This is a genomic window from Blautia sp. HA9023, assembly GCF_056504095.1.
On sequence record NZ_JBWLUR010000006.1, the window covers coordinates 966,401 to 992,500 of the forward strand.

General features: G+C 45.4%; 25 protein-coding genes, 1 tRNA gene and 1 riboswitch (1 of these 27 running past the window's edge). Of the genes, 21 read left to right on the forward strand and 5 right to left on the reverse strand.

What is annotated here, in order from left to right:
• Positions 1-2: 2 nt before the first annotated feature.
• Genes AC04Q6_RS08470 through AC04Q6_RS08485 form a run of 4 tightly spaced genes read left to right on the forward strand, consistent with a single transcriptional unit; the run spans position 3 to position 3,789 of the window.
• Complete coding sequence (locus AC04Q6_RS08470) at positions 3-1,028, forward strand: sulfate ABC transporter substrate-binding protein (RefSeq protein ID WP_244832815.1); 1,026 nt, start codon at positions 3-5, stop codon at positions 1,026-1,028.
• 37 nt (positions 1,029-1,065) lie between these two features.
• A complete protein-coding gene (gene cysT / locus AC04Q6_RS08475) occupies positions 1,066-1,905 on the forward strand; it encodes a sulfate ABC transporter permease subunit CysT (RefSeq protein ID WP_119248053.1) in 840 nt (279 codons plus the stop codon).
• Positions 1,905-2,741 carry a sulfate ABC transporter permease subunit CysW gene (cysW, locus tag AC04Q6_RS08480; protein ID WP_119248054.1) on the forward strand — a complete coding sequence of 279 codons (837 nt, stop codon included), beginning with the start codon at positions 1,905-1,907 and terminating at the stop codon, positions 2,739-2,741. Before cysT ends, cysW begins: the two co-directional genes overlap by 1 nt.
• Positions 2,731-3,789 (forward strand): ABC transporter ATP-binding protein, encoded by a 1,059-nt coding sequence (locus AC04Q6_RS08485; RefSeq protein WP_174088481.1) that lies wholly within the window; start codon positions 2,731-2,733, stop codon positions 3,787-3,789. Before cysW ends, AC04Q6_RS08485 begins: the two co-directional genes overlap by 11 nt.
• Before the next feature lie 156 nt (positions 3,790-3,945).
• Here the strand turns inward: AC04Q6_RS08485 and AC04Q6_RS08490 are convergent, their stop codons facing one another.
• Positions 3,946-4,893 (reverse strand): serine hydrolase domain-containing protein, encoded by a 948-nt coding sequence (locus AC04Q6_RS08490; protein ID WP_119248055.1) that lies wholly within the window; start codon positions 4,891-4,893, stop codon positions 3,946-3,948.
• A 21-nt stretch (positions 4,894-4,914) separates the two neighbouring features.
• Positions 4,915-5,748: a MurR/RpiR family transcriptional regulator gene (locus AC04Q6_RS08495; RefSeq protein WP_119248056.1), complete on the reverse strand. Its 834-nt coding sequence runs from the start codon at positions 5,746-5,748 to the stop codon at positions 4,915-4,917.
• 259 nt (positions 5,749-6,007) lie between these two features.
• On the opposite strand from AC04Q6_RS08495, the gene AC04Q6_RS08500 reads away from it, so the two are divergent.
• The 6 genes from AC04Q6_RS08500 (at position 6,008) to AC04Q6_RS08525 (ending at position 12,680) form a co-directional block, all read left to right on the forward strand.
• The gene (locus AC04Q6_RS08500; protein WP_118063615.1) at positions 6,008-7,354 is read left to right on the forward strand and encodes an APC family permease; all 1,347 of its coding nucleotides are present in this window, start codon (positions 6,008-6,010) and stop codon (positions 7,352-7,354) included.
• A gap of 5 nt (positions 7,355-7,359) precedes the next feature.
• On the forward strand, positions 7,360-8,292 hold the full coding sequence (locus AC04Q6_RS08505; RefSeq protein ID WP_173762190.1) for a serine hydrolase domain-containing protein: 933 nt from the start codon (positions 7,360-7,362) through the stop codon (positions 8,290-8,292).
• 192 nt (positions 8,293-8,484) lie between these two features.
• A riboswitch (TPP riboswitch) is annotated at positions 8,485-8,592 on the forward strand.
• 198 nt (positions 8,593-8,790) lie between these two features.
• Positions 8,791-8,994, forward strand: a complete 204-nt coding sequence (thiS, locus tag AC04Q6_RS08510) for a sulfur carrier protein ThiS (RefSeq protein ID WP_119248321.1) — start codon at positions 8,791-8,793, stop codon at positions 8,992-8,994.
• Positions 8,995-9,038: 44 nt separating this feature from the next.
• Entirely contained in the window at positions 9,039-9,824 is a 786-nt protein-coding gene (locus AC04Q6_RS08515; RefSeq protein WP_021977211.1) for a thiazole synthase, read from the forward strand.
• A gap of 166 nt (positions 9,825-9,990) precedes the next feature.
• On the forward strand, positions 9,991-11,232 hold the full coding sequence (gene thiH / locus AC04Q6_RS08520; protein WP_244832816.1) for a 2-iminoacetate synthase ThiH: 1,242 nt from the start codon (positions 9,991-9,993) through the stop codon (positions 11,230-11,232).
• Between the two features lie 431 nt (positions 11,233-11,663).
• Positions 11,664-12,680 carry a sulfate ABC transporter substrate-binding protein gene (locus tag AC04Q6_RS08525; protein WP_021977209.1) on the forward strand — a complete coding sequence of 339 codons (1,017 nt, stop codon included), beginning with the start codon at positions 11,664-11,666 and terminating at the stop codon, positions 12,678-12,680.
• Between the two features lie 210 nt (positions 12,681-12,890).
• On the opposite strand, the gene AC04Q6_RS08530 is transcribed toward AC04Q6_RS08525, so the two are convergent.
• From AC04Q6_RS08530 to AC04Q6_RS08540, 3 genes are all read right to left on the reverse strand, one after another.
• Positions 12,891-14,201 carry a hypothetical protein gene (locus AC04Q6_RS08530; protein ID WP_119248320.1) on the reverse strand — a complete coding sequence of 437 codons (1,311 nt, stop codon included), beginning with the start codon at positions 14,199-14,201 and terminating at the stop codon, positions 12,891-12,893.
• Between the two features lie 143 nt (positions 14,202-14,344).
• Entirely contained in the window at positions 14,345-15,058 is a 714-nt protein-coding gene (locus AC04Q6_RS08535; protein WP_118071855.1) for a response regulator transcription factor, read from the reverse strand.
• Positions 15,059-16,234: an ATP-binding protein gene (locus AC04Q6_RS08540; RefSeq protein ID WP_476389639.1), complete on the reverse strand. Its 1,176-nt coding sequence runs from the start codon at positions 16,232-16,234 to the stop codon at positions 15,059-15,061.
• 349 nt (positions 16,235-16,583) lie between these two features.
• Here AC04Q6_RS08540 and AC04Q6_RS08545 point away from each other — a divergent pair, with 349 nt between their 5' ends.
• The 11 genes from AC04Q6_RS08545 to AC04Q6_RS08595 all read left to right on the forward strand — a co-directional run.
• Positions 16,584-17,822, forward strand: coding sequence for an O-acetylhomoserine aminocarboxypropyltransferase/cysteine synthase family protein (locus tag AC04Q6_RS08545; RefSeq protein WP_119248319.1), 1,239 nt, complete (start codon positions 16,584-16,586; stop codon positions 17,820-17,822).
• 39 nt (positions 17,823-17,861) lie between these two features.
• On the forward strand, positions 17,862-18,725 hold the full coding sequence (locus AC04Q6_RS08550; protein ID WP_118063601.1) for a 4Fe-4S binding protein: 864 nt from the start codon (positions 17,862-17,864) through the stop codon (positions 18,723-18,725).
• The gene (locus AC04Q6_RS08555; RefSeq protein ID WP_015526613.1) at positions 18,718-18,963 is read left to right on the forward strand and encodes a sulfurtransferase TusA family protein; all 246 of its coding nucleotides are present in this window, start codon (positions 18,718-18,720) and stop codon (positions 18,961-18,963) included. The genes AC04Q6_RS08550 and AC04Q6_RS08555 overlap by 8 nt, the downstream gene beginning before the upstream one ends.
• Before the next feature lie 12 nt (positions 18,964-18,975).
• Entirely contained in the window at positions 18,976-19,185 is a 210-nt protein-coding gene (gene thiS / locus AC04Q6_RS08560; RefSeq protein ID WP_021976045.1) for a sulfur carrier protein ThiS, read from the forward strand.
• A complete protein-coding gene (gene thiF, locus AC04Q6_RS08565) occupies positions 19,185-19,991 on the forward strand; it encodes a thiazole biosynthesis adenylyltransferase ThiF (protein ID WP_118063599.1) in 807 nt (268 codons plus the stop codon). The genes thiS (AC04Q6_RS08560) and thiF overlap by 1 nt, the downstream gene beginning before the upstream one ends.
• 77 nt (positions 19,992-20,068) lie before the next feature.
• On the forward strand, positions 20,069-20,485 hold the full coding sequence (locus AC04Q6_RS08570) for a M67 family metallopeptidase (protein WP_021976043.1): 417 nt from the start codon (positions 20,069-20,071) through the stop codon (positions 20,483-20,485).
• A 5-nt stretch (positions 20,486-20,490) separates the two neighbouring features.
• The gene (locus tag AC04Q6_RS08575; protein ID WP_118063706.1) at positions 20,491-22,197 is read left to right on the forward strand and encodes an adenylyl-sulfate reductase subunit alpha; all 1,707 of its coding nucleotides are present in this window, start codon (positions 20,491-20,493) and stop codon (positions 22,195-22,197) included.
• A complete protein-coding gene (locus tag AC04Q6_RS08580) occupies positions 22,181-22,492 on the forward strand; it encodes a 4Fe-4S dicluster domain-containing protein (RefSeq protein WP_015526617.1) in 312 nt (103 codons plus the stop codon). Before AC04Q6_RS08575 ends, AC04Q6_RS08580 begins: the two co-directional genes overlap by 17 nt.
• Positions 22,493-22,543: 51 nt before the next feature.
• Positions 22,544-23,446 (forward strand): sulfate adenylyltransferase subunit CysD, encoded by a 903-nt coding sequence (gene cysD / locus AC04Q6_RS08585; RefSeq protein WP_015526618.1) that lies wholly within the window; start codon positions 22,544-22,546, stop codon positions 23,444-23,446.
• Position 23,447: 1 nt separating this feature from the next.
• On the forward strand, positions 23,448-25,133 hold the full coding sequence (locus AC04Q6_RS08590; protein WP_476389640.1) for a GTP-binding protein: 1,686 nt from the start codon (positions 23,448-23,450) through the stop codon (positions 25,131-25,133).
• Positions 25,134-26,038: 905 nt separating this feature from the next.
• Positions 26,039-26,100: transfer RNA gene (locus AC04Q6_RS08595), tRNA-Ser, on the forward strand (it continues 26 nt past the right edge of the window).

Consider the following 26,100-nt stretch of genomic DNA (forward strand, 5'->3'; position numbering starts at 1 on the left):
TCATGAAAAAAAGACGCATCGCAGGTGTCTGTATCGCACTGGCAGCAGTGGTACTGGCAGGAACTTTTGCAGTATCAGGAAACAATACAAAGGATAAAAATCAGGTAGAGATCATCAATGTGTCCTATGATCCAACCAGAGAATTTTATGAGGAATACAACAAGATCTTTGCAGATTACTGGAAAGGGGAAACCGGCCAGAGTGTGGATGTGATCCAGTCTCATGGAGGTTCCGGCAAGCAGGCACTTGAGATTTCCAACGGACTTCCGGCAGATGTAGCCACACTTGCCCTGGAATATGATATCGATGCGATCCGGAATGCCGGTCTGATCGACAAGGGATGGATCGATGAATATCCGGATGACAGTGCTCCTTATACTTCCACCATTGTATTTCTTGTTCGGAAGGGAAATCCGAAGAATATCCAAGACTGGGATGATCTGACAAAGGATGGTGTGGGAGTGATCACTCCCAATCCGAAAACCTCCGGTGGTGCCCGCTGGAATTACATGGCAGCCTGGGCTTATGCCAATGAGAAATATAACGGCAATGAGACAGAGATGAAAGCCTTTGTCAAGAAGCTTTACAAAAATGTCCTGGTTCTGGATTCCGGAGCAAGAGGTGCCACAACCTCTTTCGTGGAAAACGGGCAGGGGGATGTGCTGATCGCCTGGGAAAATGAAGCGTTTCTTTCTGTAAGGGATAATCCGGATGATTACGAGATCGTAACGCCGGGCATCAGTATCCTGGCACAGCCGTCCGTTGCTGTTGTAGATGAAAATGTAAAAAAACACGATAACGCAGATGCCGCAAAAGCTTATCTGAAATATCTGTATTCCGATGAAGCGCAGGAGCTGATCGCTGAGAATTATTACAGACCGGTCAATCAGACCATCTTGAAAAAACATGCAGATACTTTTAACCTGAGTGTGAAGCTGACTACTATCAAAGATTTCGGCGGATGGGATGCAATACAGAAGAAACATTTTGCGGACGGTGGAGTGTTTGATGAGATTTATGAAGAGTAAAAAAGCATAGCGGATACAGAAAAGAGGGGAGACAGAAATGAAGAAACAACAGAGTAAACGGGTGATACCAGGCTTTGGACTGACAATGGGAGTGACTTTGGCGATGCTGAGTATCGTGGTTCTGATTCCCCTTGCATCTCTGGCTGTATATTCAGCGCGGCTGGGATTTCGGGAATTTATCCAGGTGATCACACGGCCGAGAGTTTTGTCCGGATTTTATGTAAGTTTTATCACTGCATTTGCGGCCACGGTGGTGAATGCCATCATGGGACTGATCCTTGCGTGGGTGCTGGTGCGGTATAATTTTCCGGGAAAAAGGATCATGGATGGAATGATCGAGCTGCCTTTTGCGCTGCCAACTGCAGTTGCCGGTATCTCGCTGACATCACTGACATCCGACAAAGGACTGGTGGGAAGCTTTTTTGCAAAGTTCGGGATCAAGATCGCGTATACCAGGATCGGTATCACGGTGGCTCTGATCTTTGTGGGAATTCCGTTTGTAGTCCGGGCTATTCAGCCGGTGCTGGAAAAACTGGATGGTTCCTATGAAGAGGCAGCACGTGTCATGGGGGCAAAACCATTCACCATTTTCCGCAGGGTAATTTTTCCTGAGCTTCTGCCGGCAATGCTTTCCGGTGCTGGACTTGCTTTCGGACGCTGCCTGGGAGAATACGGAAGCGTTGTTTTTATCGCAGGAAATAAACCATATTATACAGAGATCACACCGCTGATCATTATGTCAAAACTTCAGGAGTTTGATTATGAAAGCGCAACATCTATCGCACTGGTTACACTGGCAGTATCGTTTTTGATCCTGTTTGGCGTGAATCTGGTGCAGGCAAGAAATACGAAACGAATCAGAGGGAGGGACGCATAATGGACGAAAAAAAGAAGCAGGCTTCCGGGCCGGTGAAATGGATCCTCATTGGGATTTCCGTGATCTTTCTTTTTGTAATGCTGGTGCTTCCGCTGGTGGTTGTTGTGACCCAGGCGCTGAGTAAAGGCTGGGAGTGCTACGTGCAGGCTGTGACAGATGAGTATACGCTGAAAGCTCTGGCACTGACCATAGAAGCAACGGTGGCTGCTGTTGTATGCAACACGATCTTCGGCCTGTGTGCAGCGTGGGCAATGACCAGATTTTATTTCCGGGGAAAAAAGCTTCTGACGACGCTGATCGACATTCCGGTTACGGTGTCACCGGTCATCGCAGGTCTTATTTATATTCTGGTTTTTGGAAAGCAGAGCCCGCTTTATTCTGTTCTTGACAAAGCAGGGATCCAGATCGTGTTTGCAGTTCCTGGAATTATCCTGGCAACGATTTTTGTTACATTTCCATTTGTATCAAGAGAGATCATTCCGGTGCTGGAATCTATAGGGTCCGATGAGGAAGAGGCGGCAGCACTGATGGGAGCAAAAGGCTGGACGATCTTTACCAAAGTGACTTTCCCGCATATCAAGTGGGCATTCCTTTATGGCGTTGTGCTGTGTACAGCGAGAGCTATGGGAGAGTTTGGAGCCGTGTCCGTACTGTCCGGACATCTCCGTGGAAAAACAAATACACTTCCGCTTCATGTGGAAATTCTTTATAACGAATTCCAGTATGTTCCGGCGTTTGCGGTTTCTTCGATCCTGGTGATCCTGGCGGTGATCCTTCTGATCGCGAGAAATGTTCTGGAACATAAAGGAAAGGGGGAAAAAGGCGATGTACGTTGAGTTAAAAAATATCAATAAAACATATGGGGATTACAAGGCATCTGACAACGTAAGTTTTGGCATCGAAAAAGGTAAGCTGATCGGTCTCTTAGGCCCAAGCGGAAGCGGAAAGACAACGATCCTCCGTATGATCGCCGGTCTGGAGCAGCCGGACAGCGGTGAGATCATCATTGACGGAAGAGTGGTCAATGATGTTCCTGCCAGCGAGCGAGGCATTGGATTTGTGTTCCAGAATTATGCCCTTTTCCGGTATATGACTGTGTATGATAATATTGCGTTTGGTCTGAAAGTACAGAAGGCGGATAAGAAGTATATCAAGCAGAGGGTTATGGAACTGGTAGAGCTGATCGGGCTGAAAGGCCTGGAAAAAAGATATCCAAGTCAGCTGTCCGGTGGTCAGAGACAGCGAGTTGCTTTTGCCCGGGCCCTTGCTCCGAATCCGCAGCTGCTTCTTCTGGATGAGCCTTTTGCCGCTATTGATGCAAAGATCCGTACAGAGCTTCGAAGCTGGCTGAAGGATATGATCGAGAAACTGGGAATCACCAGTATTTTCGTTACTCATGATCAGGACGAGGCCATTGAGGTGGCGGATGAGATCATCATTACCAACCGGGGACGTATCGAGCAGAAGGGAACGCCGCTGGAGGTTTACCAGAATCCGGATACTGCATTTACGGCGGGATTTTTCGGACAGACGTCCGTGATCGAGGATTATCAGGTGTTCAATCACTTCGAGGAAGTTCCAGGCGGAGAAAAAGCTATTATCCGTCCGGAGTTTGTGAAAGTGACCAAGAAGAACGAGGAGCAGAAATATAAAAGTTCTGCCACAGAAGGCATCGTAGAACGAGTCGCATTCCGTGGCAGCAGCCTGGAACTGAAAGTTCGTGTAGGAAACACCACACTCAGCGCCAGAAGAAGCCTTGACGAAGAACCCGTCCGGGAAGGCGAAGTTGTGGATGTTTTCGTACAGAGGATCTTTGTGACGAAAGGAAATGAAGCCGTGTTGCTGCATAATACAGCTATGGTTGAGGACTGGTTGGTTATATAAAAAAATGCCGCGGGAGCGGCATTTTTTTATGAGCAAGTAGCGTTAGCGGATTGCGAATATCAGCTGCTGAGGCCGCGGGAGCGGCATTTTTTTATGAGCAAGTAGCGTTAGCGGATTGCGAATATCAGATGATGAGGCCGCGGGAGCGGCATTTTTTTAGATGTGTGAAATTTTTACACCATAATATTCTGCAAGAGAATCCACCAGATCATCACGGATTTTTTTGTGGTCATTGCCATCCAGGGACATAACACAGGATACCATCTGACGTTTTTTATCAATGACGCAGTATTGGCCGTAATTGCCGGACAGGATCAGCGTATCTTCCATGGGCCCCATATATATGAAATATCCATAGCCATAACTCTGATAATCCGGACGCTCGGTTAATGGATTGTAGGAATCGATATGTTTTCGGCAGGCATCCATAACAAAGTTTTTTGGGACAATCTGTTTTCCGTTCAGAGCACCTTCATGCAGAAGCAGATGCCCAAAACGGGCCAGTTCATCAATCGTCAGATACAGTCCATTAGCTGCCATGCAATGTCCCTGAGGGCAGAGGGTCCAGTCCGGATTCGGGATGCCAATTGGTTCAAACAGACGATATCGCAGATAATTCAGCAAACCGGTTCCGGATTTTTCTTCCAGAAGAACAGACAAAATATAGGAACAGAAATTGCTGTACACGAAATGGGTACCTGGTGTATAGGGAAAAGAATCATTCTGGAAAAAATATCTTACCCAGTCTTTTTCTCTGTATCGTTCCGGACCGTCGCAGAAAAAGAGAGGATCTTTCTGACCGGATGACATCGTAAGCAGATCACAGATCTTTATTTTGTAAAGATTTTCGGAAGGATCAGATGGGAAATATTTTTCAAACCAGGGATAAATATATTCATCAAGAGTGATCAGTCCTTCGCGTTCTGCGATACCAGCAGCCATGGCAACAAAAGGCTTGCTGATAGACCATATATTTAATCGGGTTTTTACCGGAAAAAGCCTGAATTCTTCTTTTAAAACATCGTTTTTATATATCTGGGCATAGATAATATTGGAATGATGCTGTTTAGATTTTTCAAGAAAAATATCTAAAATTTCCTGCATGATAATCCCCCCCTGTAATTATTATTCGTAAAAAAGATCAAAGTCTGAGTAAAGTTCTTCCAGGTCATGAAGGTGTGTACTGATGGACTTGCACTTGCTTTTTCGGATTTTTGCAACAATGCTGTCAAAAAGACAATAGAGACAGGAAAAGGAGTTAAATCCCATTTCATTGAGATTGATCTCTGTAATGACCGCATGATCTGCCAGAGACCATGCCGGTGATGAAATACTGTCTGTGATGGCAAGGATCTTTGCACCATGGTTTTTGGCAACCTGTGCGTATTTCAGTGACCATTTGGTATAGCGGGCAAAAGAGAGCAGAAGAACAACAGTATCTTCAGAAGCTTCCGTGAGATATTCAAAATGGGGATCATAAAATTCATGAACCACCTTGGTATTTCCAAGAAGCTGATTCAGCAAGGTTCCCATCCAGAGTGCTGCACTGTAAGAGGAACGGGCGCCTACAATCAGACGTTTCTTCGCATTGGTCAGATAGGTAACGATCTGATCCATATCATCCTGACTCAGGTGTGAAGCCCAGTTTTCCATGGAATGGAGTTCTTTTGCAATGATGTTCTGATAGAAATTCCCATTGTCCAGTGTGTCATCTGCTGTAGCTGTGGGAATGGAAAGAATGTCATTCTGTACAGTACGCTGCATCTCGGAAAAACTTTCAAATCCCAGAGAATAAGCGAGGCGTATGATAGTGGTTTCGCTTACGGAAATTTCCTTGCTGAGTTTCGCAAGGGTGGAATAACTGAATGAATCAAGGTGTTGTAATATATATTCGGCGACTTTCTTCTGACCGGCAGAAAGGAAAGATACTTTTTCACGGATCAACTGTTCTATTTTCATGAAAACCTCCTGTATTGTACGATTAGTATAATAAATTATAACAGGTGTAAAGTTTGATTACAATATAATGGAGTAAAAAATTCTTCTTGATATAAAAAAGATGTAAATAATGCACAAATTAAAGTGTGTATTTTTAATAATATTGTCAATAGAAATCTTGAAACCTAGATGTTAATATAGCATTAAATAATTCATATGACGTCAGAAAAAGAATTAATTGCACTATTAATATTAGAGCCAATAAAAAAGGGGGGCTTTTATGTCGTCAACAGTAAAGGAAATAAAAGAAAAAACAGGTTACCTGAAACGAAGTGATCTTTATACAATCGGTGTAGGACAGGCGATTGGATCGGGTGTTCTGACACTGATCGGACCGGCAATTCTTTTGACTGGTCAGTCAGCATGGCTGGCATATGTAGCTGCATGTATCTGGGGATTTATGATGATTGCACCAATTCCATGGATCACATCTACACTGAAACTTGGAGGAGGATTTTATTCTCTGGTAGGAGATATGGCCGGCAAACGAGTTGCCGGTATGTATGCAGTAGGATTTTTGCCACAGACGATCAATCTGGCGACTTATGGTGTGGCAATTGGTATGTATGCAAATTCCCTGTGGCCGCAGATCAATGCGAAATGGTTTGGAATTGCAGCCCTGAGTGTGTTCTTTGCCATCAATCTGTGTGGTGTGGATGTAATGGCGAAGGTACAGAAAATTCTGGTTACCCTGCTGTTTGTTGCACTTGGTCTGTTTATTGTTCTGGGATGCCTCCAGCTGAAAAATCCGGTGTTTGAGTTTACAGCACCAGACTTTTTCTCCAATGGTCCATCTGGATTCTTTTCCGCAATCATGCTGTATGTATATTCAACAAACGGATATTCCTGCATTATGAATTATGGTAAACAGGCAAAAGAAGCACATAAAGATATTCCAAAGGCACTTCTGTACTGTATTCCGACACTGATGGTTGTATATGGCGGTGTTGCAATTGTAGCAAGTGGTGTGCTTCCTCTGGATCAGGTAGCCGGACAGCCGCTTACCCTGGTTGCAAAAAATATTTTAAATCCGGCACTTTTCACAGTATTTATGATTGGTGGTCCGGTACTTGCACTGTCTTCATCCATTAATTCAACAATTTCCAATAACTGTATTCCGGTTGCACAGTCCTGTAAAGATGGATGGCTTCCGAAATCATGGGCAGCTCAGAACAGAAGAGGGGCTTACTGGAAACTGATGACATTTACTTATCTTATGGGAATATTACCTGTGTTACTGGACTTTTCTATCAGTGATGTTGTAAATAATATTATGCTTCTGGCATCAGCACTGGCATTTCTGCAGATTTATGCTTATTTCCAGCTTCCGAAAAAACATGCAGAAGCATGGGAAAAATCACCAATGCATATTTCTAACGGAAAATATTATTTCCTCTGCTGTTTGAGCCTGTTTGCATATATCTGCATTTTTATCAATTCTTGCAGAAGCCTGAAACTTCCGGTAGTAATCATCAGTCTGATAGCCATTGTAGTATGCATGGCTTACGGATGGTTTAGAAGTGTAAGTCCTGATGTAAAGATGGAAACAAGTGTGTGGGAGGATTAATGTTTATGAATAAAGACCAGAACCTGATCAATGAATTTGCTATCAAAACTTTAAAAGAAAATCTCAATGTTATGTATGCGCAGATATGGCGTGAAGGACAGTTAACGGCAGAATATAAAAGAATGCCGGTGAAAACCCGCCTGAATACCTGGTCTGCATGCAAAGGCGTGGTATCCTGTGCAGTGGGAATTGCACTGGATGAGGGATTGATTCAGCTGGATGAGAAGATCGTTGATATTTTTCCGGAGTATGTTCCAGAAAAAACAGAAGGATATCTTGGTGATGTGACTCTGGAAAATATGCTGACAATGACCACCGGTCTGGAAAGCTCACTGTTTTTCTGTGACTGGCCGGAACGTTATACAACACCGGACTGGATCAGATATTTCTTTGAGAACGCGAAGGTTGTAAATAAACCAGGAACCCAGTGGCTGTACAGTAATTTCAACACATATATGATCAGTTGTGCCATTGAAAAACGTGCGGGTGTCAACCTTCTGGAATATCTGAGAAATCGATTTTTTGAACCATTGGGAATTGGAAATCCGGACTGGACTTTGTGTCCGAAAGGTCATGTACATGCTGCGAATGGTCTTTATGTAAATATTGACGAGTTCACCAGATATGGACAGCTGATCCTTCATAAAGGAAAATACAATGGAAAACAGTTGGTGCCGGAAGAGTATATGAAAGTTGCGACTTCCAATCTTGTAGACAATTCAGCGGCAGGAAGTCCGGGAAATCTTTATTCCGGTTTTGGATATGGATATCAGTTTGTCATGAATCCGGAAGCCGGTTCCTATCGATCCGATGGAAATTATGGTCAGTTCTGTCTGGCGTTTCCTGACAAGGATGCAGTAGTAACTGTAATGTCTCTGGAGGGGGATTTCCAGAAAATAGGAAATCATCTATGGACTACAGTGGTTCCGGAATTGTAATATACTCTGGTTGACAAAACAGAGTGGAAAGCATAAGATAATAGTAGCTAAGAAATGTGATGAAATTCAAACATTGGCAAAAACGAAAACCCCGGAAGTGTGCGAGCCTTCCGGGGTTTTCTATTCCGTTATGTAAGGTGGCTTAAGCCTTTCAGGCTTGACATTAATCATAATTCGCCTTATACTAAGCATTGTAAATAACAGGGGAGCTTGTGATGGCAGGCTGAGAGGAAGTCTTCAACTTCGACCCTTATACCTGATTTGGATAATGCCAACGTAGGAACGTATAGGATGAATTTACGGGAGATACTTTGGTGTGTCTCCCTTTTTATTTATGATCAGGATTTACAAGGAAGGGCTTAAGAGCAGATGCTTTTAACCCTGGTATCTACAACGGAATACAGGAAATTTTGAGAGTGAACTGAGTTCATGAAGGGGTGCACCACCGCGGGTGTATTTCTTTGTGGACTCTTTTTTTATTCTCGGAAAGGAGAGCTTATGATCACAGTAAACGGCGAGAAAAGAACACTGGAAAATCCGGTAACAGTAACCGAATATCTGAAAGCCTGCAATTATGTTCCGGTGCAGGTAGTAGTTGAACTGAATGAAGTGATCATCAAGAGAGAGACTTACGATACAACAGTGCTGAAAGACGGCGATGTTGTGGAGATTCTGCAGTTTATGGGCGGCGGAAGCTGCTGAGATAAAAGGTATATTGAAGATAAAAAGAAAGGTGGACATAAAAAATGACAACAGCAAACACAAATGAAGACAAACTGATCCTGGGAGGCCATGAGTTTACTTCCCGTTTTATTCTTGGTTCCGGAAAATTTTCCCTGGATCTTGTAAAAGCATGTATCGAAAAAGCAGGAACACAGATCGTAACGCTTGCTCTGCGCCGTGCAAATGAAGGCGGACTTGCCAACATCCTGGACTATGTGCCGAAGGACGTTACACTTCTTCCGAATACATCCGGTGCCAGAAACGCACAGGAGGCAGTCCGCATCGCAAGACTTTCCCGTGAGCTTGGCTGCGGAGATTTTGTAAAGATCGAAGTCATCCATGATTCCAAATATCTTCTCCCGGATAACTATGAGACCATCAAAGCAACTGAGATCCTTGCAAAAGAAGGCTTCGTTGTCATGCCGTACATGTATCCGGATCTGAATGCAGCCAGAGATCTGGTAAACGCAGGAGCTGCCTGTGTAATGCCGCTTGGTTCTCCGATCGGTTCTAACAAAGGAATCTGCACAAAAGAATTCATCCAGATCCTTATCGACGAAATCGATCTTCCGATCATCGTAGACGCAGGGATTGGCCGTCCATCACAGGCATGTGAGGCTATGGAAATGGGTGCTGCGGCAGTTATGGCAAACACAGCCATCGCAACAGCAGGGGACGTCCGTGTTATGGCGGAGGCTTTTAAGAAAGCCATCGAGGCAGGAAGAAGCGCATACCTTTCCGGCATGGGAAGAACCCTGGAAAGAGGTGCAAGTGCATCTTCACCGCTGACTGGATTTCTGCATGAGTAAAATTGATAAATGAATGATTGAACGCAGAACACTAAGCAGGGGACAGGCACTGCCTGTGTAGTGAAACACAGGTATTGTCTGGTTTCAATCGAAATTGAGTTTACAGATATGCAGCAGTGAGGACCAGAGTATTGCTGCAATATATGAGAGGAGCGACATAAGAGTAATGGCAGAAACAGTACAGGCCAGTCAGCAGGACGGCCATTTTAATGAGAGTATCGTAAACGAAGAAATTCTGGAAGACATGAAAAAGAATCGTATCGACCACATGAAGTACCTTCCGGATATGGAACAGCTGGAAGAGTCTGATGTGATGGATCAGGTTATTTCCGCAATGAATGCATATGATTATGACAAATACACAGAAGCAGATGTACGCAGAGCCCTGGCCCATGACAACCGTACACCGGAAGATTTTCAGGCACTGCTTTCACCGGCAGCACTGCCTCTTCTGGAAGAGATCGCACAGGCAGCGCGGATCGAAACAAGAAAACATTTTGGAAACAGTGTCTGTATGTTTACACCGATCTACATTGCAAACTACTGCGAAAATTACTGTATTTACTGTGGATTTAACTGCCACAACAAGATCCGCCGTGCACAGCTGAACGAGGAAGAGATTGAGAAGGAGATGGCAGCCATTGCCAAGACCGGCCTTCAGGAGATCCTGATCCTTACCGGTGAGAGTAAATCCAAGTCCAATGTGGAATATATCGGAAAAGCCTGCGAGATCGCCCGGAAATATTTCAAGGTAGTAGGCCTTGAAGTGTATCCGATGAACTCTGATGAGTATGCATATCTTCACAAATGCGGTGCAGATTATGTGACCGTTTTCCAGGAGACCTATAATTCTGATAAGTACGAAACCCTGCATCTGGCAGGCCATAAGAGGATTTTTCCATACAGATTAAATACACAGGAGCGTGCACTGAAAGGTGGCATGCGAGGTGTTGGCTTTGCAGCTCTTCTGGGACTGGATGATTTCCGTAAAGATGCTTTTGCGACGGGATATCATGCATACCTTCTGCAGAGAAAATATCCACACGCAGAGATTGCTTTTTCCTGCCCGAGACTCCGCCCGATCATCAACAATGACCGGATTAATCCGAAGGATGTCCATGAACCACAGCTTCTGCAGGTAGTCTGTGCATACCGTCTGTTTATGCCGTTTGCAAGTATCACCGTATCCACCAGAGAGTGCGAGCGTGTCCGTGACAACCTGGTAAATATCGCAGCAACCAAGATTTCTGCAGGTGTCAGCACAGGAATCGGAAGCCATGTGGAAGACATCGAAGATAAAGGCGATGATCAGTTTGAGATTTCAGACGGAAGATCCGTGGATGAAGTATTCAATGCCCTGAAAGATCACGGTCTGCAGCCGGTAATGAACGACTACATCTATCTGTAAAAAGAGATAAGGTCACACAAGCGCATAGATGACTGCACAGCCAACAGGGGATAACTTCTGTGGAATATGTGGAAAACCACTCGCCCGAAAGAAAGATTTTTCAAGGCGGGTGTGGATAACTGTTTCAGAAAAATGAATGCAGAAAGATTTTTGCCAAACAGAGGGGAGTACTGGGAGAATTTGTTGGATTCACAAGGCTGATGACGTTTTCACATATACTCCCGGAACAATAAAATACGATGCAAAAATCAACAAAAACAACATAATATCGGCCGGAATCAGATATAAAAACCTGTGAAATCCGCAAAAACACCCCTGTTTCTGAAAACTGCTGAAAACGGTTTCTAATCTAACAGTTTTCATATGGACTTACTCATGTTTATAATAGCCCCAACAACAAAACACGAGGCAAAATACAGGAGGTAAGTATTATGAAAAGAAGATGGAAATCAGCAGTAGCAGCTCTTGCAGCAATAGCAGCGATCGGAAGCCTTACAGGAGTAACCACATATGCGGCGGACAGCGTCAGCATTACCAATGTATCTTATGACCCGACCCGAGAACTTTATGAGCAGTACAATAAGATCTTCCAGAAACACTGGAAAGAAAAAACGGGCCAGGATGTGGATATCACGCAGTCTCATGGAGGCTCCGGAAAACAGGCACTTGAAGTTGCCAACGGACTGGAAGCAGATGTGGTAACACTGGCACTGGAATATGATGTGGACGCGATCCAGGATGCAGGGCTTATCGATGACGGATGGGTAGATGAATTTCCGGAAGACAGTTCTCCCTATACTTCAACCATCGTATTCCTTGTAAGAAAAGGAAATCCCAAGAACATCAAAGACTGGGATGATCTGGTAAAGAAAGACGTAGGTGTGATCACACCAAACCCGAAAACCTCCGGCGGAGCAAGATGGAACTATCTGGCAGCCTGGGCCTATGCAAAAGATAAATATAACGGAGACGAGGATAAAATTAAAGAATTCATCGGAGATCTTTACAAAAACGTACTTGTCCTGGACACCGGAGCCAGAGGCGCAACGACCTCTTTCGTGGAAAACGGACAGGGTGATGTACTGATCGCCTGGGAAAATGAAGCCTATCTTTCCGTAAAGGATTATCCGGACGACTACGAGATCGTAACACCAAGCATTAGCATCCTTGCACAGCCATCTGTAGCAGTAGTCGATAAAGTCGTAGACAAAAGAGGCACCAGAGATGTGGCAGAGGAATATCTGAATTATCTCTATTCCGATGAAGCACAGAGGATCGCCGGTGATAATTATTACCGTCCGTCAAACCAGGATATTCTGAAGGAATACTCCGATGTGTTTGACCTGGACATCAATCTTGTCACCATTGATGATTTCGGCGGATGGAAAAAGGCACAGGAAACACATTTTTCAGATGGAGGGATTTTTGATCAGATTTACGAAGGATAGACAGTAGAAGATATAGTTGGACACAATAACACAAAGAAGCTGCAGAACAGTGAAAAAACAGAGTCTGCAGCTTCTTTTATGTAAATATGATGTGCCTTTTGCGACTGGAAAATCTGTACCTGATATATAGCAGCTGTCAACATCACATGCAGCTATGGATCTTCCGGTCTGCAAAATAACGGCAGAGGGGGCAATGTGAATCACAAGGGATCAGGCATGGCTTCCTTCGGTCAGGGAACAGCCGTCCATTATACGGATCCCGTTTATGACATCCAGATAAGTGTCATACATTTCCTTCCATTCATCAGAGGCGTCCTTGGAGTACTGGCTGATGGTGGACAGAAGATCGTATTTTTTGCCGTCGACGGTTTCGATACGGCCGAGATAGCCCTGCCATACACTGTCCAGAGGCTGGTCTTCGCCATCGTAATATCTGGCTTCCAGAGTCAGTACAGGAACATCCTCATTGTAATAAGTCAGTTTATATCCACCATTTTCGGTTTCGGTTGTTTCATAACGGCAGAGATATTTCCAGCGCTCCGGAGTGAGGACCTGGAAGTAATCCGTCATGGCCATATCCACACGCTCTGCGTAAACGAAATCTATGGATTTGATCAGCTCTGTGGCTTCCTTTTCGGCGGCCTTGTCATAGGTGTCTGACGGAGTCAGGACAAAAAGTCCAAATGTATAATCGTCAGTCTGGCATACAAGAGCATCTACATTTTTTTCTTCTTCGTTGACCGCGGTTAAGTATTGATATTTCGTGGCGGGATAAGATTCAAAGGTAAGGTCCTTTTTTGTGATGATCTCACCCTTTACCGGATAGTATTCTGCCAGAAAACCCTTCAGGGAAGAATCCTCCAGAGAGGAGTTTGGTACTTTTAAAACAAAGGCAGTGCTTTTTCCGCCATTTACGGAACGCTGCTCGAAATAACCTTCTTTTTCGGGCATGGATTCTCTGATCGTATCATCGGCAGGGAATCCAACCCGCATATGAAGCTCGCCACGCTTTTCCGATTCAGAGGATTCTTCTGCGTTTGTATCAGAAGAGGAATTTGGGTATGAAGAACCGGAATCCTGCGAGGAGGAGTTTCCACTGGTATCGGAGGATTCTTCTGAAGAATCTCCGGAGGAGGAATCAGTTTCAGAATCGGAATATTCCTGAAGATTGCCGTAGTCATCAATATAATATTTATCTCTGGAGCCAATATATGTGGTTCCGGTGGCATCTTCCAGCCACACACTGCCGTCCTCATAATAATAATGAGGCTCAAAATAACCGTCCTGTTCGGTCCAGCCGGCATCGTTGCCTTCCATCAGTTCACCGGAATCCGGGTCAGGGGCATAATTACCTTCCCCGATATATTCATCCTCGGAACCATTGCGGTACCAGTAATCTCCGTTTTCATCCTGCCAGATGTACTGACCGTCATCGGTTGGAGGGTCAGAAGCGAGGACCGGGATTGCAGATATGGAAAGAGCGATCGCGCCTGTTAAAAGAACTAAGATTTTTTTATGCATAGGCACCTCCTGATAAATTGCGCAGCAGTTATTCAGTTACTGTCCACGGATCATAAATTTTTACAAAATAAAAAGGATCTGTTTGTTAAGTATATTGTAACAGACAGATCCTGATATCCGGAAATGTGAAGAAAAAGAGACATTTACCGGCAGGTAAAAAGATATCCCTTCCCATAAACCGAGACAATGTCATACTCATCGGTATCTTCGGCACCGATCTTGGTCCGGAGGTTAAAGATATGCCGCCGTACCGTGCTGGTATCTGTTCCTGCACAGCTGCCCCATACCGCTTCGTAGAGCTCCTTTGCAGAAAAAATCTTCTCCTGGTTTTCTGCAAGGAGACGCAGCAGAGAGAATTCGGTCCGGGTAAGGCCTGTGTCGGCATTATTGAGATATGCATGGCCGTCCGAAAGATCCAGCCGCAGGCTGCCGATGGTGATCTGACGGGAGGACTGAAATTTTTCTTTTATTTTTTTTTCCATTCGTTTCTGGCGTTCCAGAAGCATCTGGATCACGGCCAGAAATTCATCGAAATTATAAGGTTTGGTGAGATAATAGTCGCCTCCCTGCTGAAGTCCTTCTACCCGATCCCGGATATCACTTTTTCCGGTGAGAAAAAGAACCGGATTCATGGTTTTTTCGCGGAAGCGGCGGCAGATATCCAGACCGTTTCCGTCCGGAAGCATAATGTCCAGGATAAGAAGATCCGGCAGCTGTTCTTCAAGCTGATGACAGGCTTCGGCGGCTGTCTGTGCAGTGCGGACATCGTAGCCACGGCGCCGCAGCATCCGGCAGTTGGTATTCAGCACCTGTTCTTCATCCTCGACCATAAGGATAAGTGATTTCTTTTCATTCATTTATGATTCCTCCTCCGGAAGTGAGAAGAACACCTGAGTTCCCTCGCCTTCTTTACTTTTCAGCCATATTTTGCCGCCATGGGCAGTGATGATCTGATGACAGACATAGAGGCCTATGCCGTGCCGCCAGTAATCCTTATCAGCGGAAACATAACCCTTGAGTGCGTTTTTTCGCATTTCTTCTGACATGCCGGTTCCGGTGTCGGAGACGCAGATGGTCTGCCAGCCCGGTTCGCCGGTAAGAGAAATGGTGATGGTTCCGTTTTGGGTGTGACGCTCTGCATTGGAGATCAGATTGGTGACAACCTGGATCAGTCGTTCCGGGTCTGCAGAGATTTCCGGGAGGTTGGGCTGTATCGTAAGGACCAGCTGGTTATTCCCGGGACTTGGATGACTGCTGAAATCTTTTTCCACAGAATGTAAAAGTGCTCCCAGATCTGATGGTACAAGGGAAAGGGCAAGCCGTCCCTGCTCAATGGAAACGGTATCCATAAGATCCAGCACAATCCGGTCGATCCGCATTACCGACTGTTCGATCGTGCGGAGATTTTGCTGCATAAGCGAGAAATCCAGAGGTTCTTCCTCAAGCAGCTCGGAAGTATCCCGGGCGTGGAGGGAGATGGAGTTCAGAGGATTTTTGATCTCATGGGCAACGGTGGTCAGGAAGGTGGACTTGGCATTGTCAAGGGAACGAAGCCGCTGGTTCTGTTCCTTAAGAAGGATCTGCTGCTGATTGTATTCTTTCAGATGAAAATAGAGAACAATGCCGCAGACAATACTTACAGAGACAAATGCCAGGAGTACATCTGCCAGCCGGTCTTTTTCCGTTGCAAAAGGAGTCACACTGTCCGGAAAATGGTACGCAACCAGACACAGTCCCATATATAGGACAATCTCCAGAAGAGAAACGATCAGAGCACGCCATTTTTCCAGCATCAGCACAGTGAAGATAATGGCAAACACGAAGAATGCCGGCATGCCGCCATGATATCCGCCGCTGGTAAAAAACATGATCGGAAAAACAATGAGAAAGATCAGGACAATGGTGATCAGGTAACAGCGCTGATATTTCCCACTATAATAGGAATAAAGAAAAAGTCCTCCGGATATGACAACCAGTGCGAAGTTGATCAGCACATTTCCCCAGGAGCCGGTCCTGAAACTGAGAAAAGCCATGATCAGACTGATAATGGTGCCACCGGAGGCGAGGATGTTGAACAGCCGGACACGGAAATCCAGGGTGGGGCTGAATAATGAGTGGAAAATATCTCGGAGTTTCAGATTTATATGGATAGAGATCACCTCCTGATAAAATTAGAAACGGTTATTCGATGCAGAGTTATGTAGCGAATGCGGATTGCAGATATCCGCCTGATCCGGATCTGAGATTCTATAAGTATAATTTCATTGTACCATGTCAGCCCTTTCTTTTGTATCAAAAAAAATGCAATTAATCCATATTTCCTATTGACATACTATGAATACTAGGTTAATATAAGTGTCAACAAAAGAAAGGGAAGAGGCTATGAACGAATACGGCTTTAATACAGGGCTGCTCCACGGCACCAATGAGAAATATCCGCAGGGTGCCACACAGGTTCCAATCTATCAGAGCAGCGCATTCCGACATGACAGTGCGGAAGACCTGGAGAAAATTTTTGACAATAAAAAAATGGGCTTCTCCTATACAAGGATCAACAATCCTACGGTAGAGTCCTTTGAGAAAAGAGTGACTATGCTGGAGGATGGAATCGGCAGTGTGGCATGTGCTTCCGGAATGGCGGCGCTGACCAATGCGTTTCTGAACATTCTGCAGGCAGGAGACGAGATCGTGGCAGCCTGCGGACTGTACGGCGGAACTGTGGAACTGTTCGATGATCTGAAGCCTTTCGGGATCTCCGTAAAGTACGTAAGTGAGAATAAGCCGGAAGCTTTTGAGGCAGAGATCACAGAGAAAACGAGACTTATTTTTGCGGAGACGATCGGAAACCCCAAGCTGGACGTTACCGATATCCAGGCAGTTGCAGAAGTGGCACATAAGCATGACGTACCATTGATCGTAGACAATACGGTAGCAACCCCGTATCTGATCCAGCCACTGAAGCTTGGAGCTGACATCGTGGTTCATTCTTCTTCCAAGTATATCAATGGAAGCAGCGATGCGATCAGCGGCATTCTTGTCTGTGGTAAGGGCCTGAAATGGGACCCTGACCGATATCCGGGACTTGCTCCATACCGGAAATTCGGACCATTTGCATACATCGCCAAACTTCGAAACGGACTTTTCCGGAACACTGGCGCGTGTCTTGCTCCGCAGAATGCTTTCCTTAATAATCTGGGACTGGAAACCCTGGGACTTCGAATGCAGAGACAGTGTGACAACGCACTGGAACTTGCCAGATTTTTACAGAGCCTGGGTGGTGACATTGAAGTAAATTATCCGGGACTGGAAGAGAGCCCTTATCACGAAATTGCGAAAAAGCAGTTCAGGAATGGTTACGGAGCTATCGTAACCGTAAGAACCGGAAGCAAGGAGAAAGCTTTTTCCATTATCAATTCCCTGAAGATCCCGCTGATCATCTCCAACATCGGAGATACGAAGACACTGGTGATCCATCCGGAATCCACCATCGCGGCACACATCTCCGATGAGGAGAAACAGCAGTCCGGAGTGTTCGAAGACCTGATCCGGATCAGCGTGGGAATTGAAGACATTGAAGATTTAAAAGAAGATTTCAAACAAGCGATAGAGAGTAACAGATAAAATCGATAGCTGCACCAGCAGAGAAATGGAGAGTTCGCTATGGCAAAAGTAGATTACGCTACATTAAAAAAAGGTGGTTTCATGAGACAGAAGCAGAAAAATAATTTTTCTCTTCGTCTTGCCTGTGTAGGCGGTACGCTTACCGCAGAAAACCTTAAGAAGATTGCAGAAGTAGCTGAGAAATACGGTGACGGATATGTACATCTTACTTCCAGACAGGGAGTTGAGATCCCGTTCATTAAATTAGATGATATTGATGATGTAAAAGATGATCTTGCGAAAGGCGGATGCAAACCTGGTGTCTGCGGACCGAGAGTCCGTACAGTTACAGCCTGCCAGGGTAACGCAGTCTGTCCAAGCGGAAACATCAACAGCTATGACATTGCGGTGAAATTAAATGAGAGATATTTTGGAAGAGAGCTTCCTCATAAATTCAAATTCGGTGTTACCGGATGCCAGAACAACTGTCTGAAGGCAGAGGAGAATGATGTAGGGATCAAGGGAGCGGCTGAGGTCAGCTGGAAAGAGGAGGCATGTATCCACTGCGGTGTCTGCGAAAAGGCCTGCAGAGAAAACGCCATTTCCTTTAAAGATGACAAGCTGGTGATCGATACAGAGAAATGTAACTACTGTGGCAGATGTGCAAAATCCTGTCCGGTGGATGCATGGGATGTAAACGAAGCATATATCGTTTCCTTTGGCGGAACGTTTGGAAATCACATCAGCAAGGGACAGGAATTCCTTCCGCTGATCACCTCTGAAGAACAGCTTTTCAGAGTGACCGATGCAGCGATCCAGTTCTTTGATGACTATGCAAATCCGGGAGAGCGTTTTAAATTTACCATCGACCGGGTAGGCGCTGAAAAACTTCAGGAAGTTTTGAAAGGAGCATACAATGGCTGATATTAAAATTGATGATACAGTAGATATTACCGATGTAGTTTGCCCGGTAACTTTTGTAAAAGCAAAAGTAGCACTTGAGGAGCTAGACGACGGACAGATCCTGGCGATCAAAATGAACGATGGCGAGCCAGTACAGAATGTACCGAGAAGCGTAAAAGAAGAAGGACATCAGATCCTGAAACTTGAAGATAATGAAGATGGAACTTATACACTGATCGTAAGAAAAGTTGAAGAATAGGAGAACAGAGAAATGACAATCACAGTTGCAGGAAATAAAAAAGAATACGAAGACGGACTGAAACTTACAGAGCTTATTGAGAAAGAGGATATCGAAAGTCCTGAGTATGTAACCGTAACCATCAACGATGAATTCATCAGCAAAGAAGACGTTCCGAACACAGTTGTAAAAGACGGTGATGTTGTTGAGTTCCTGTACTACATGGGAGGAGGCGCAAGATAATGGCTTTTACAAATGAGCAGCTTGAGCGTTACTCCCGCCACATCATCCTGAAAGAGGTGGGAGTAAAAGGCCAGAAAAAGCTTCTGAATGCCAAGGTTCTTATCATCGGAGCCGGCGGACTTGGATCACCGGCAGCCCTTTACCTTGCAGCAGCAGGTGTGGGAACAATCGGAATCGTAGATGCAGATGAGGTAGATCTTTCAAATCTTCAGAGACAGGTCATCCACACAACTGCAGATGTTGGCAAACTGAAAGTAGAGTCTGCGGCTGAGACTATGAAAGCCATCAACCCGGACGTTACCGTAAATACATATCATACATTTGTAGATTCCAGCAACATTATGGATCTGATCAAAGATTACGATTTCATTCTGGATGGAACGGACAACTTCCCTGCAAAATTCCTTATCAACGATGCCTGTGTAATGGCTGAGAAACCGTTTTCACATGCAGGTATCATCCGTTTCCAGGGACAGCTGATGACTTACGTTCCGGGACAGGGACCATGCTACAGATGTGCATTCCAGAGCCCGCCACCAAAGGATGCCGTACCGACCTGTAAGCAGGCTGGTGTTATCGGAGCCATGGGCGGCGTGATCGGAAGCCTTCAGGCAATGGAAGCCATCAAGTACATCATCGGACAGGGTGACCTTCTTACAGGAAGACTTCTTACCTACGATGCGCTGAAGATGACATTCCGTACCGTAAAACTTCCGAAGAACCATCACTGCCCGGTATGCGGCGACAATCCGACCATCACAGAGCTGATCGATTACGAGCAGGCTGTGTGCGAGCTGAAACACTGATCATATAGAAGTCAAAAGTGTCTGCTGGTGCAGGCAGTATAAATAAGTATAGAAACCCATTGGAGGCTGCGAAGATAATGCTGAAATTAAAAAAAGAAGATTACGAAAAAATATTAGACCATTGCAGAAAGGGACTTCCCAATGAGTCCTGCGGCCTTCTGGGCGGGACCATTGAGGGCGATGTAAAAACCATCGAGAAGGTGTATTTACTGACAAATATCGACGAGAGTAACGAGCACTTTTCCATGGATCCGAAAGAACAGCTGAGCGCGATCAAAGATATCCGTCAGAACGGATATCAGATGATCGGAAACTTTCATTCTCATCCGGAGTCTCCGTCAAGGCCTTCCGAAGAAGACAAACGACTTGCTTTTGACCCGAACATCGAATATCTGATCCTCTCCCTTATGGATGCAGAAAACCCGGTGCTGAAGGCCTTCGGCGTAGACAAAGAAAAAAATGTAACTGTACATGAGATTCAGATAACAGAGTGATGAGTATGAAAAACAGATTAAACACAAAAGAAATTACAACGGATGTGCTGATCATAGGCGGAGGTACCGCAGGCTGCTATGCGGCGCTGGTTCTCTCAGAACAGAAAGCCGGCAGGGTACTGATCGCAGAAAAAGCAAATATCAAGCGAAGCGGCTGTCTGGCAGCTGGTGTCAACGCCATCAATGCCTACATTGTAAAAGGCCGCAAGCCTCAGGACTATGTAGATTACGCCACAAAAGATGCCGCCGGGATCGTAAGACAGGACCTTCTTCTTACAGCAGCGGAGAACTTCAACGAAGTTACCGCAAAAATGGAAAAACTTGGACTTGTGATCCTGAAGGATGAAAATGGCGATTATGTAGCCAGAGGAAACCGTAACATCAAGATCAACGGCGAGAATTTCAAACCACTTCTTGCGGATGCAGTTCATGAAGCTGAGAATGTAGATGTTCTGAATTATGTAAATATCACAGACCTTCTTGTAAAAGACGGTCAGGTTTACGGAGCCGTTGGTTTTTCTATTATGGAAGAAACCGCTTACGTTATCCGGGCAAAAGCAGTTCTTGTTGCAACCGGCGGAGCGGCTGGACTTTATAAACCGAACAATCCTGGATTTTCCAGACATAAGATGTGGTATCCGCCATTTAACACAGGTGCCGGATACGCAATGGGAATCCTGGCAGGCGCGGAGATGACATCTTTTGAGATGCGTTTTATTGCTCTTCGCTGCAAGGACACCATCGCTCCTACAGGAACCATCGCACAGGGTGTCGGCGCAAAACAGATCAATGCGGCAGGCGAGATCTACGAGACAAAATACGGTCTGACCACAAGCGAGCGAGTTTACGGAACAGTCCGGGAAAATCAGCTTGGCCATGGCCCGTGTTACCTGAAGACTACAGGGATCACGAAAGAGCAGGATGAAGATCTTCTGAAAGCTTATCTGAACATGGCACCAAGCCAGACTCTGAAATGGATCGAAAGTGGAAAAAACCCAAGTGAGCAGGATGTGGAGATCCAGGGAACAGAGCCCTATATCGTAGGCGGCCATACAGCCAGCGGCTACTGGGTAAACACAGGCCGTGAGACTACTGTGAAAGGTCTTTATGCAGCAGGTGATGTTGCAGGCGGATGTCCCCAGAAATATGTAACAGGGGCACTTGCAGAAGGAAAACTTGCAGCACTGGATATGGTGAAACAGTTTTCCGCAGGATCTCTGAAAGAAGCGGATATTACCACAGAAGCGGAGATCAAAGTTCAGGAAGAAAAAATCCTTTCTCAGTACGAAAAGTTCCGTAATGAAGATGCACCGGCATTTTCCGTTGAGGAGCTTGAGGAAGCCATGCAGAAAGTCATGGACGAGTATGCGGGAGGAATTGCTTCCAATTATCAGTTCAATGAGAAACAGCTGGATCTTGCAGATGAAAAGATCCTTAAGCTTCAGGCTCTTGCCGAAAAAACAGCGGCAGCAGATATGCATGAGCTGATGTTTGCATACGAACTTCGTGAGCGTCTCATTGTGTGTCGTTCACTGATTGCTCATTTGAAAAACCGAAAAGAGACCAGATGGCATTCTTTCAACGAAAATCTGGATCATCCGGAAACCGATGAGAAATTTTATAAATATGTAAATTCGAAACTGGAAAACGGCGAGATCAAGATCATTTTCCGTGACATTGTAAAGGAGGACACATATGAGCATACGAATTGATCAGAAAAAATGTGTTGGCTGCAGAAAGTGCAGTGAAGTATGTCCGGGAACCCTGATTGTCATGGAAGACAAAAAAGCCGTGATGAAATATCCGAAAAACTGCTGGGGCTGTGTTTCCTGTGTAAAGGAATGTAAAGCCGGCGCCATTGACTTTTTCCTTGGTGCGGATATCGGTGGTAACGGAAGTATCATGAATGTAAAAAGCGAAGGTGATATCCTTCACTGGATCATTACAAAAACAGACGGTTCCACATCCGTGATCGATGTGGATCGACGAAATTCGAATAAATACTAGAAAACAGGTGCTGCCGGTTTTGGCGGCCGGAACAGGAGGATGAGATCAGATATGAGTGGATTATCACATTTGGATGAGCTGGAAGCGGAGGCAATTTACATCATCCGTGAAGTTGCAGCAGAGTGCGAAAAGCCGGTAATGCTTTATTCTATAGGAAAAGACAGTTCTGTAATGCTTCATCTTGCGATGAAAGCTTTTTACCCGGAGAAACCGCCATTCCCGTTTCTTCATGTAAATACAACCTGGAAATTTAAAGAGATGATCGAGTTCCGTGACAAGACTGCAAAAGATCTCGGAATCGAAATGCTTGAGTACATTAACCAGGACGGTGTGAAACAGGGAATCAATCCTTTTGACAGCGGTTCCGCATATACAGATATCATGAAAACACAGGCCCTGAAACAGGCTCTTAAGAAATATGGTTTCACAGCTGCATTTGGCGGCGGCCGTCGTGATGAGGAGAAAAGCCGTGCAAAAGAGCGTATTTTCTCCTTCCGTAACGCAGAGCAGGCCTGGGATCCGAAGAACCAGCGTCCGGAGATGTGGAAGCTTTACAATACTGAGATCAACAAAGGTGAAAGCATCCGTGTTTTCCCAATCTCCAACTGGACTGAGACTGATATCTGGCAGTACATTAAGAGAGAAAATATCCCGATCGTTCCGCTGTATTTTGCAAAAGAGCGTCCGGTTGTATACAGAGACGGCAACATCATTATGGTGGATGACGACAGAATGCGTCTGAACCCGGGTGAGGAGCCGCAGATGAAAAAAGTTCGTTTCCGTACTCTTGGATGCTATCCTCTGACAGGTGGTATCGAGTCTGACGCAGAAACACTGGACGAGATCATTGACGAGACTTTAAGCTCTGTGGAATCTGAGAGAACTACACGTGTTATCGATTCCGACGGCGGAGCTGCCAGCATGGAAAAAAGAAAGAGAGAGGGGTACTTCTAGGATGAGCGGATTACTGAAATTTATCACTTGCGGAAGTGTGGATGATGGAAAGTCTACACTGATCGGCCATATTCTTTATGATTCCAAGCTTTTATATGCAGACCAGGAAAAAGCCCTTCTTCTGGACAGCAAGGTAGGTTCCAGAGGCGGTGCCATTGATTATTCTCTTCTTCTGGATGGTCTGATGGCTGAGCGTGAGCAGGGCATCACTATTGATGTTGCTTACCGTTATTTTACAACGGATAAGAGAAGTTTTATTGTTGCGGATACTCCTGGTCATGAAGAGTATACAAGAAACATGGCAGTTGGTGCTTCTTTTGCCCAGCTTTCCATTATTCTTGTGGATGCAAAACAGGGTGTTCTGGTGCAGACAAGACGTCATGCGCGTATCTGCGCTCTGATGGGTATCCATCATTTCGTATTTGCTGTTAATAAGATGGATCTTGTTGATTACAGTGAGAGCCGTTTTAACGAGATCGTGAAGGATATCAATGAGCTTTCAAAGACTCTGGGTCTTCAGGATGTTGTAATCATTCCTGTCAGTGCTACAGAGGGTGATAACGTTACGAAGAAGTCTCCGAATATGCCGTGGTATACGGGCAAAGCTCTTCTGGATCATCTTGAGACTGTAGATGTTTCCGAGGCTGAGAATGTCAGCGAGTTTTATCTTCCTGTCCAGCGAGTTTCCCGTCCAAACCATGAATTCCGTGGCTTCCAGGGCCAGATCGAGAGTGGCCGGGTTCATGTAGGCGATACCATCACTACGCTCCCCAGCAACGAGACAGCGGCTGTTAAGACGATCCTGGTGGGCAGTGATAACCGTGAGGAGGCTGTTGCAGGCCAGGCTGTTACCATTCAGCTGGATAAAGAGGTGGATGTCAGCCGTGGCCGTGTTCTTACCAATAATAATGAGATTCCGGTGGCTAAAGGTTTTGAGGCTACGCTTCTCTGGATGGATGATTCCAGGCTTGAAGTGGGCAAGGAATATCTTGTGAAGCTTGGTACCAAGAAGATCGCAGGTGTGGTTAAGAGTATTGAGTTTAAGACGGATGTAAATACTGGAGAGCAGCTTCATGCAGATACCATTGAGAAGAATGAGATCGCTTTGTGTAAGATCGGTCTTTCTGATAAGGTTGTGCTGGATGAGTTTAAGAAGAATAAGACTCTTGGTGAGCTGATCCTGATCGATCGTGTGAGTCATATGACTTCTGCGTGTGGTGTTGTGGAGTCTGTTGATACTGAGGGTGAGAAGCCTTATTTCCAGAAGGATGATGTGAAGGTTGGCGGTTATGTTTTTGAGGAGTTTTATTTTAACCTTGAGAATGCGCTGCTTTCTAAGGCGGATAAAGAGGTTAAGACTTATCATGTAGGGGATGCTGTACCTACAGAAGGTGATAGCTTCGAGTATCCGGGTTATTTTGATATTGTATCCCTGGAGGACAATGCAGCTGTTCTTATTCGTGATAAGAAGGTGCTGGATATTATTCCGCTGGATAAGTATGCCTTTATGGGGCTTCCTGTTGTGGACGAGAGAGGTTTTGCCCTGGAGATCCGCAGTAATGATGATTATCAGCAGTTCCTGAAGGAGTTTAAGGCGGCTGATAATAAGTCGGAGTTTCATAATAAGTGGTTTAAGTTTGAGACTTACAGGAAGATTGTCTGCACGGATAATTTCTGGATGATCTAACGAAAAACTGTATCAATAACATTAAGAGGCTGCATGGGTGTGCAGTCTCTTTTTTGTTGAATTTGAAGGTTGTTGAGCCATCAGCGCTGCGCTGGATGGCTGAGAGGGTGGGCTTCTGCGGGAGTTTGTTGGTGATTGGACGGTTTGGTGGCTGACGGGACGCCGAGGCTCAGGATACTGTCCGGTCTGCGGCTTCGTCGGGGGCTGGCATCTAAGAAGCACACCCCTCCTGCAGAAGCAGAGCCAGCCAGTATCCTGAGCCTCGGCTGTGCATTCAGACCGGAAAGAAGAAAAGAAGCCAGCAGAGGGACGGAGGCGGGCGCTATGGCGCCCTGTCCTGGTTGTGGGGAGTTTCTTAAAGCGTATAGGGATTAAATTGGTGAAGGGAAGTATTTTGAATAGAGTGGCATATAGAACGCCGGATAGGCTAAGGGAAGCATTTTGAAATAGAGTGGCATATAGAAAACTAGATCGGCAAAGAGAACCATTTTGAATATCGTAGCATACAGAAGATTGGATCGGCAAAGAGCTACATCCTGAATACCGAAGAATACAGACAAGAGTCAACTGTGTTACACATCGAAGATGTAACACTGGTTTCCGTGCCCAAGAGGGTGGGGGTGCAGGGGGAGGGCCTTCGGGCTTACGGAACTCTGAGATGGCCTTCCCCCTGCGTATTCCCGCATTACAATGCGACCCGCGTAGCCATGTGCAATAAGGCAATAAACAACAGTATATACCCGTTGTTATCCCCCATCTATCGCAATACAATAAAATTAATGTAAAAAAATAAAAAAAGGTGTTGACAAAGCATATCGCCTTCCGCTATAATTAAACCTGCGTTTCGGATGAAAACACAGAAGAAATGCACTCCAATTTAATAAGAAATTATGAGTTCGGAGTCTGGAGAAGTACTCAAGAGGCCGAAGAGGTGCCCCTGCTAAGGGTATAGGTCGCTAACGCGGCG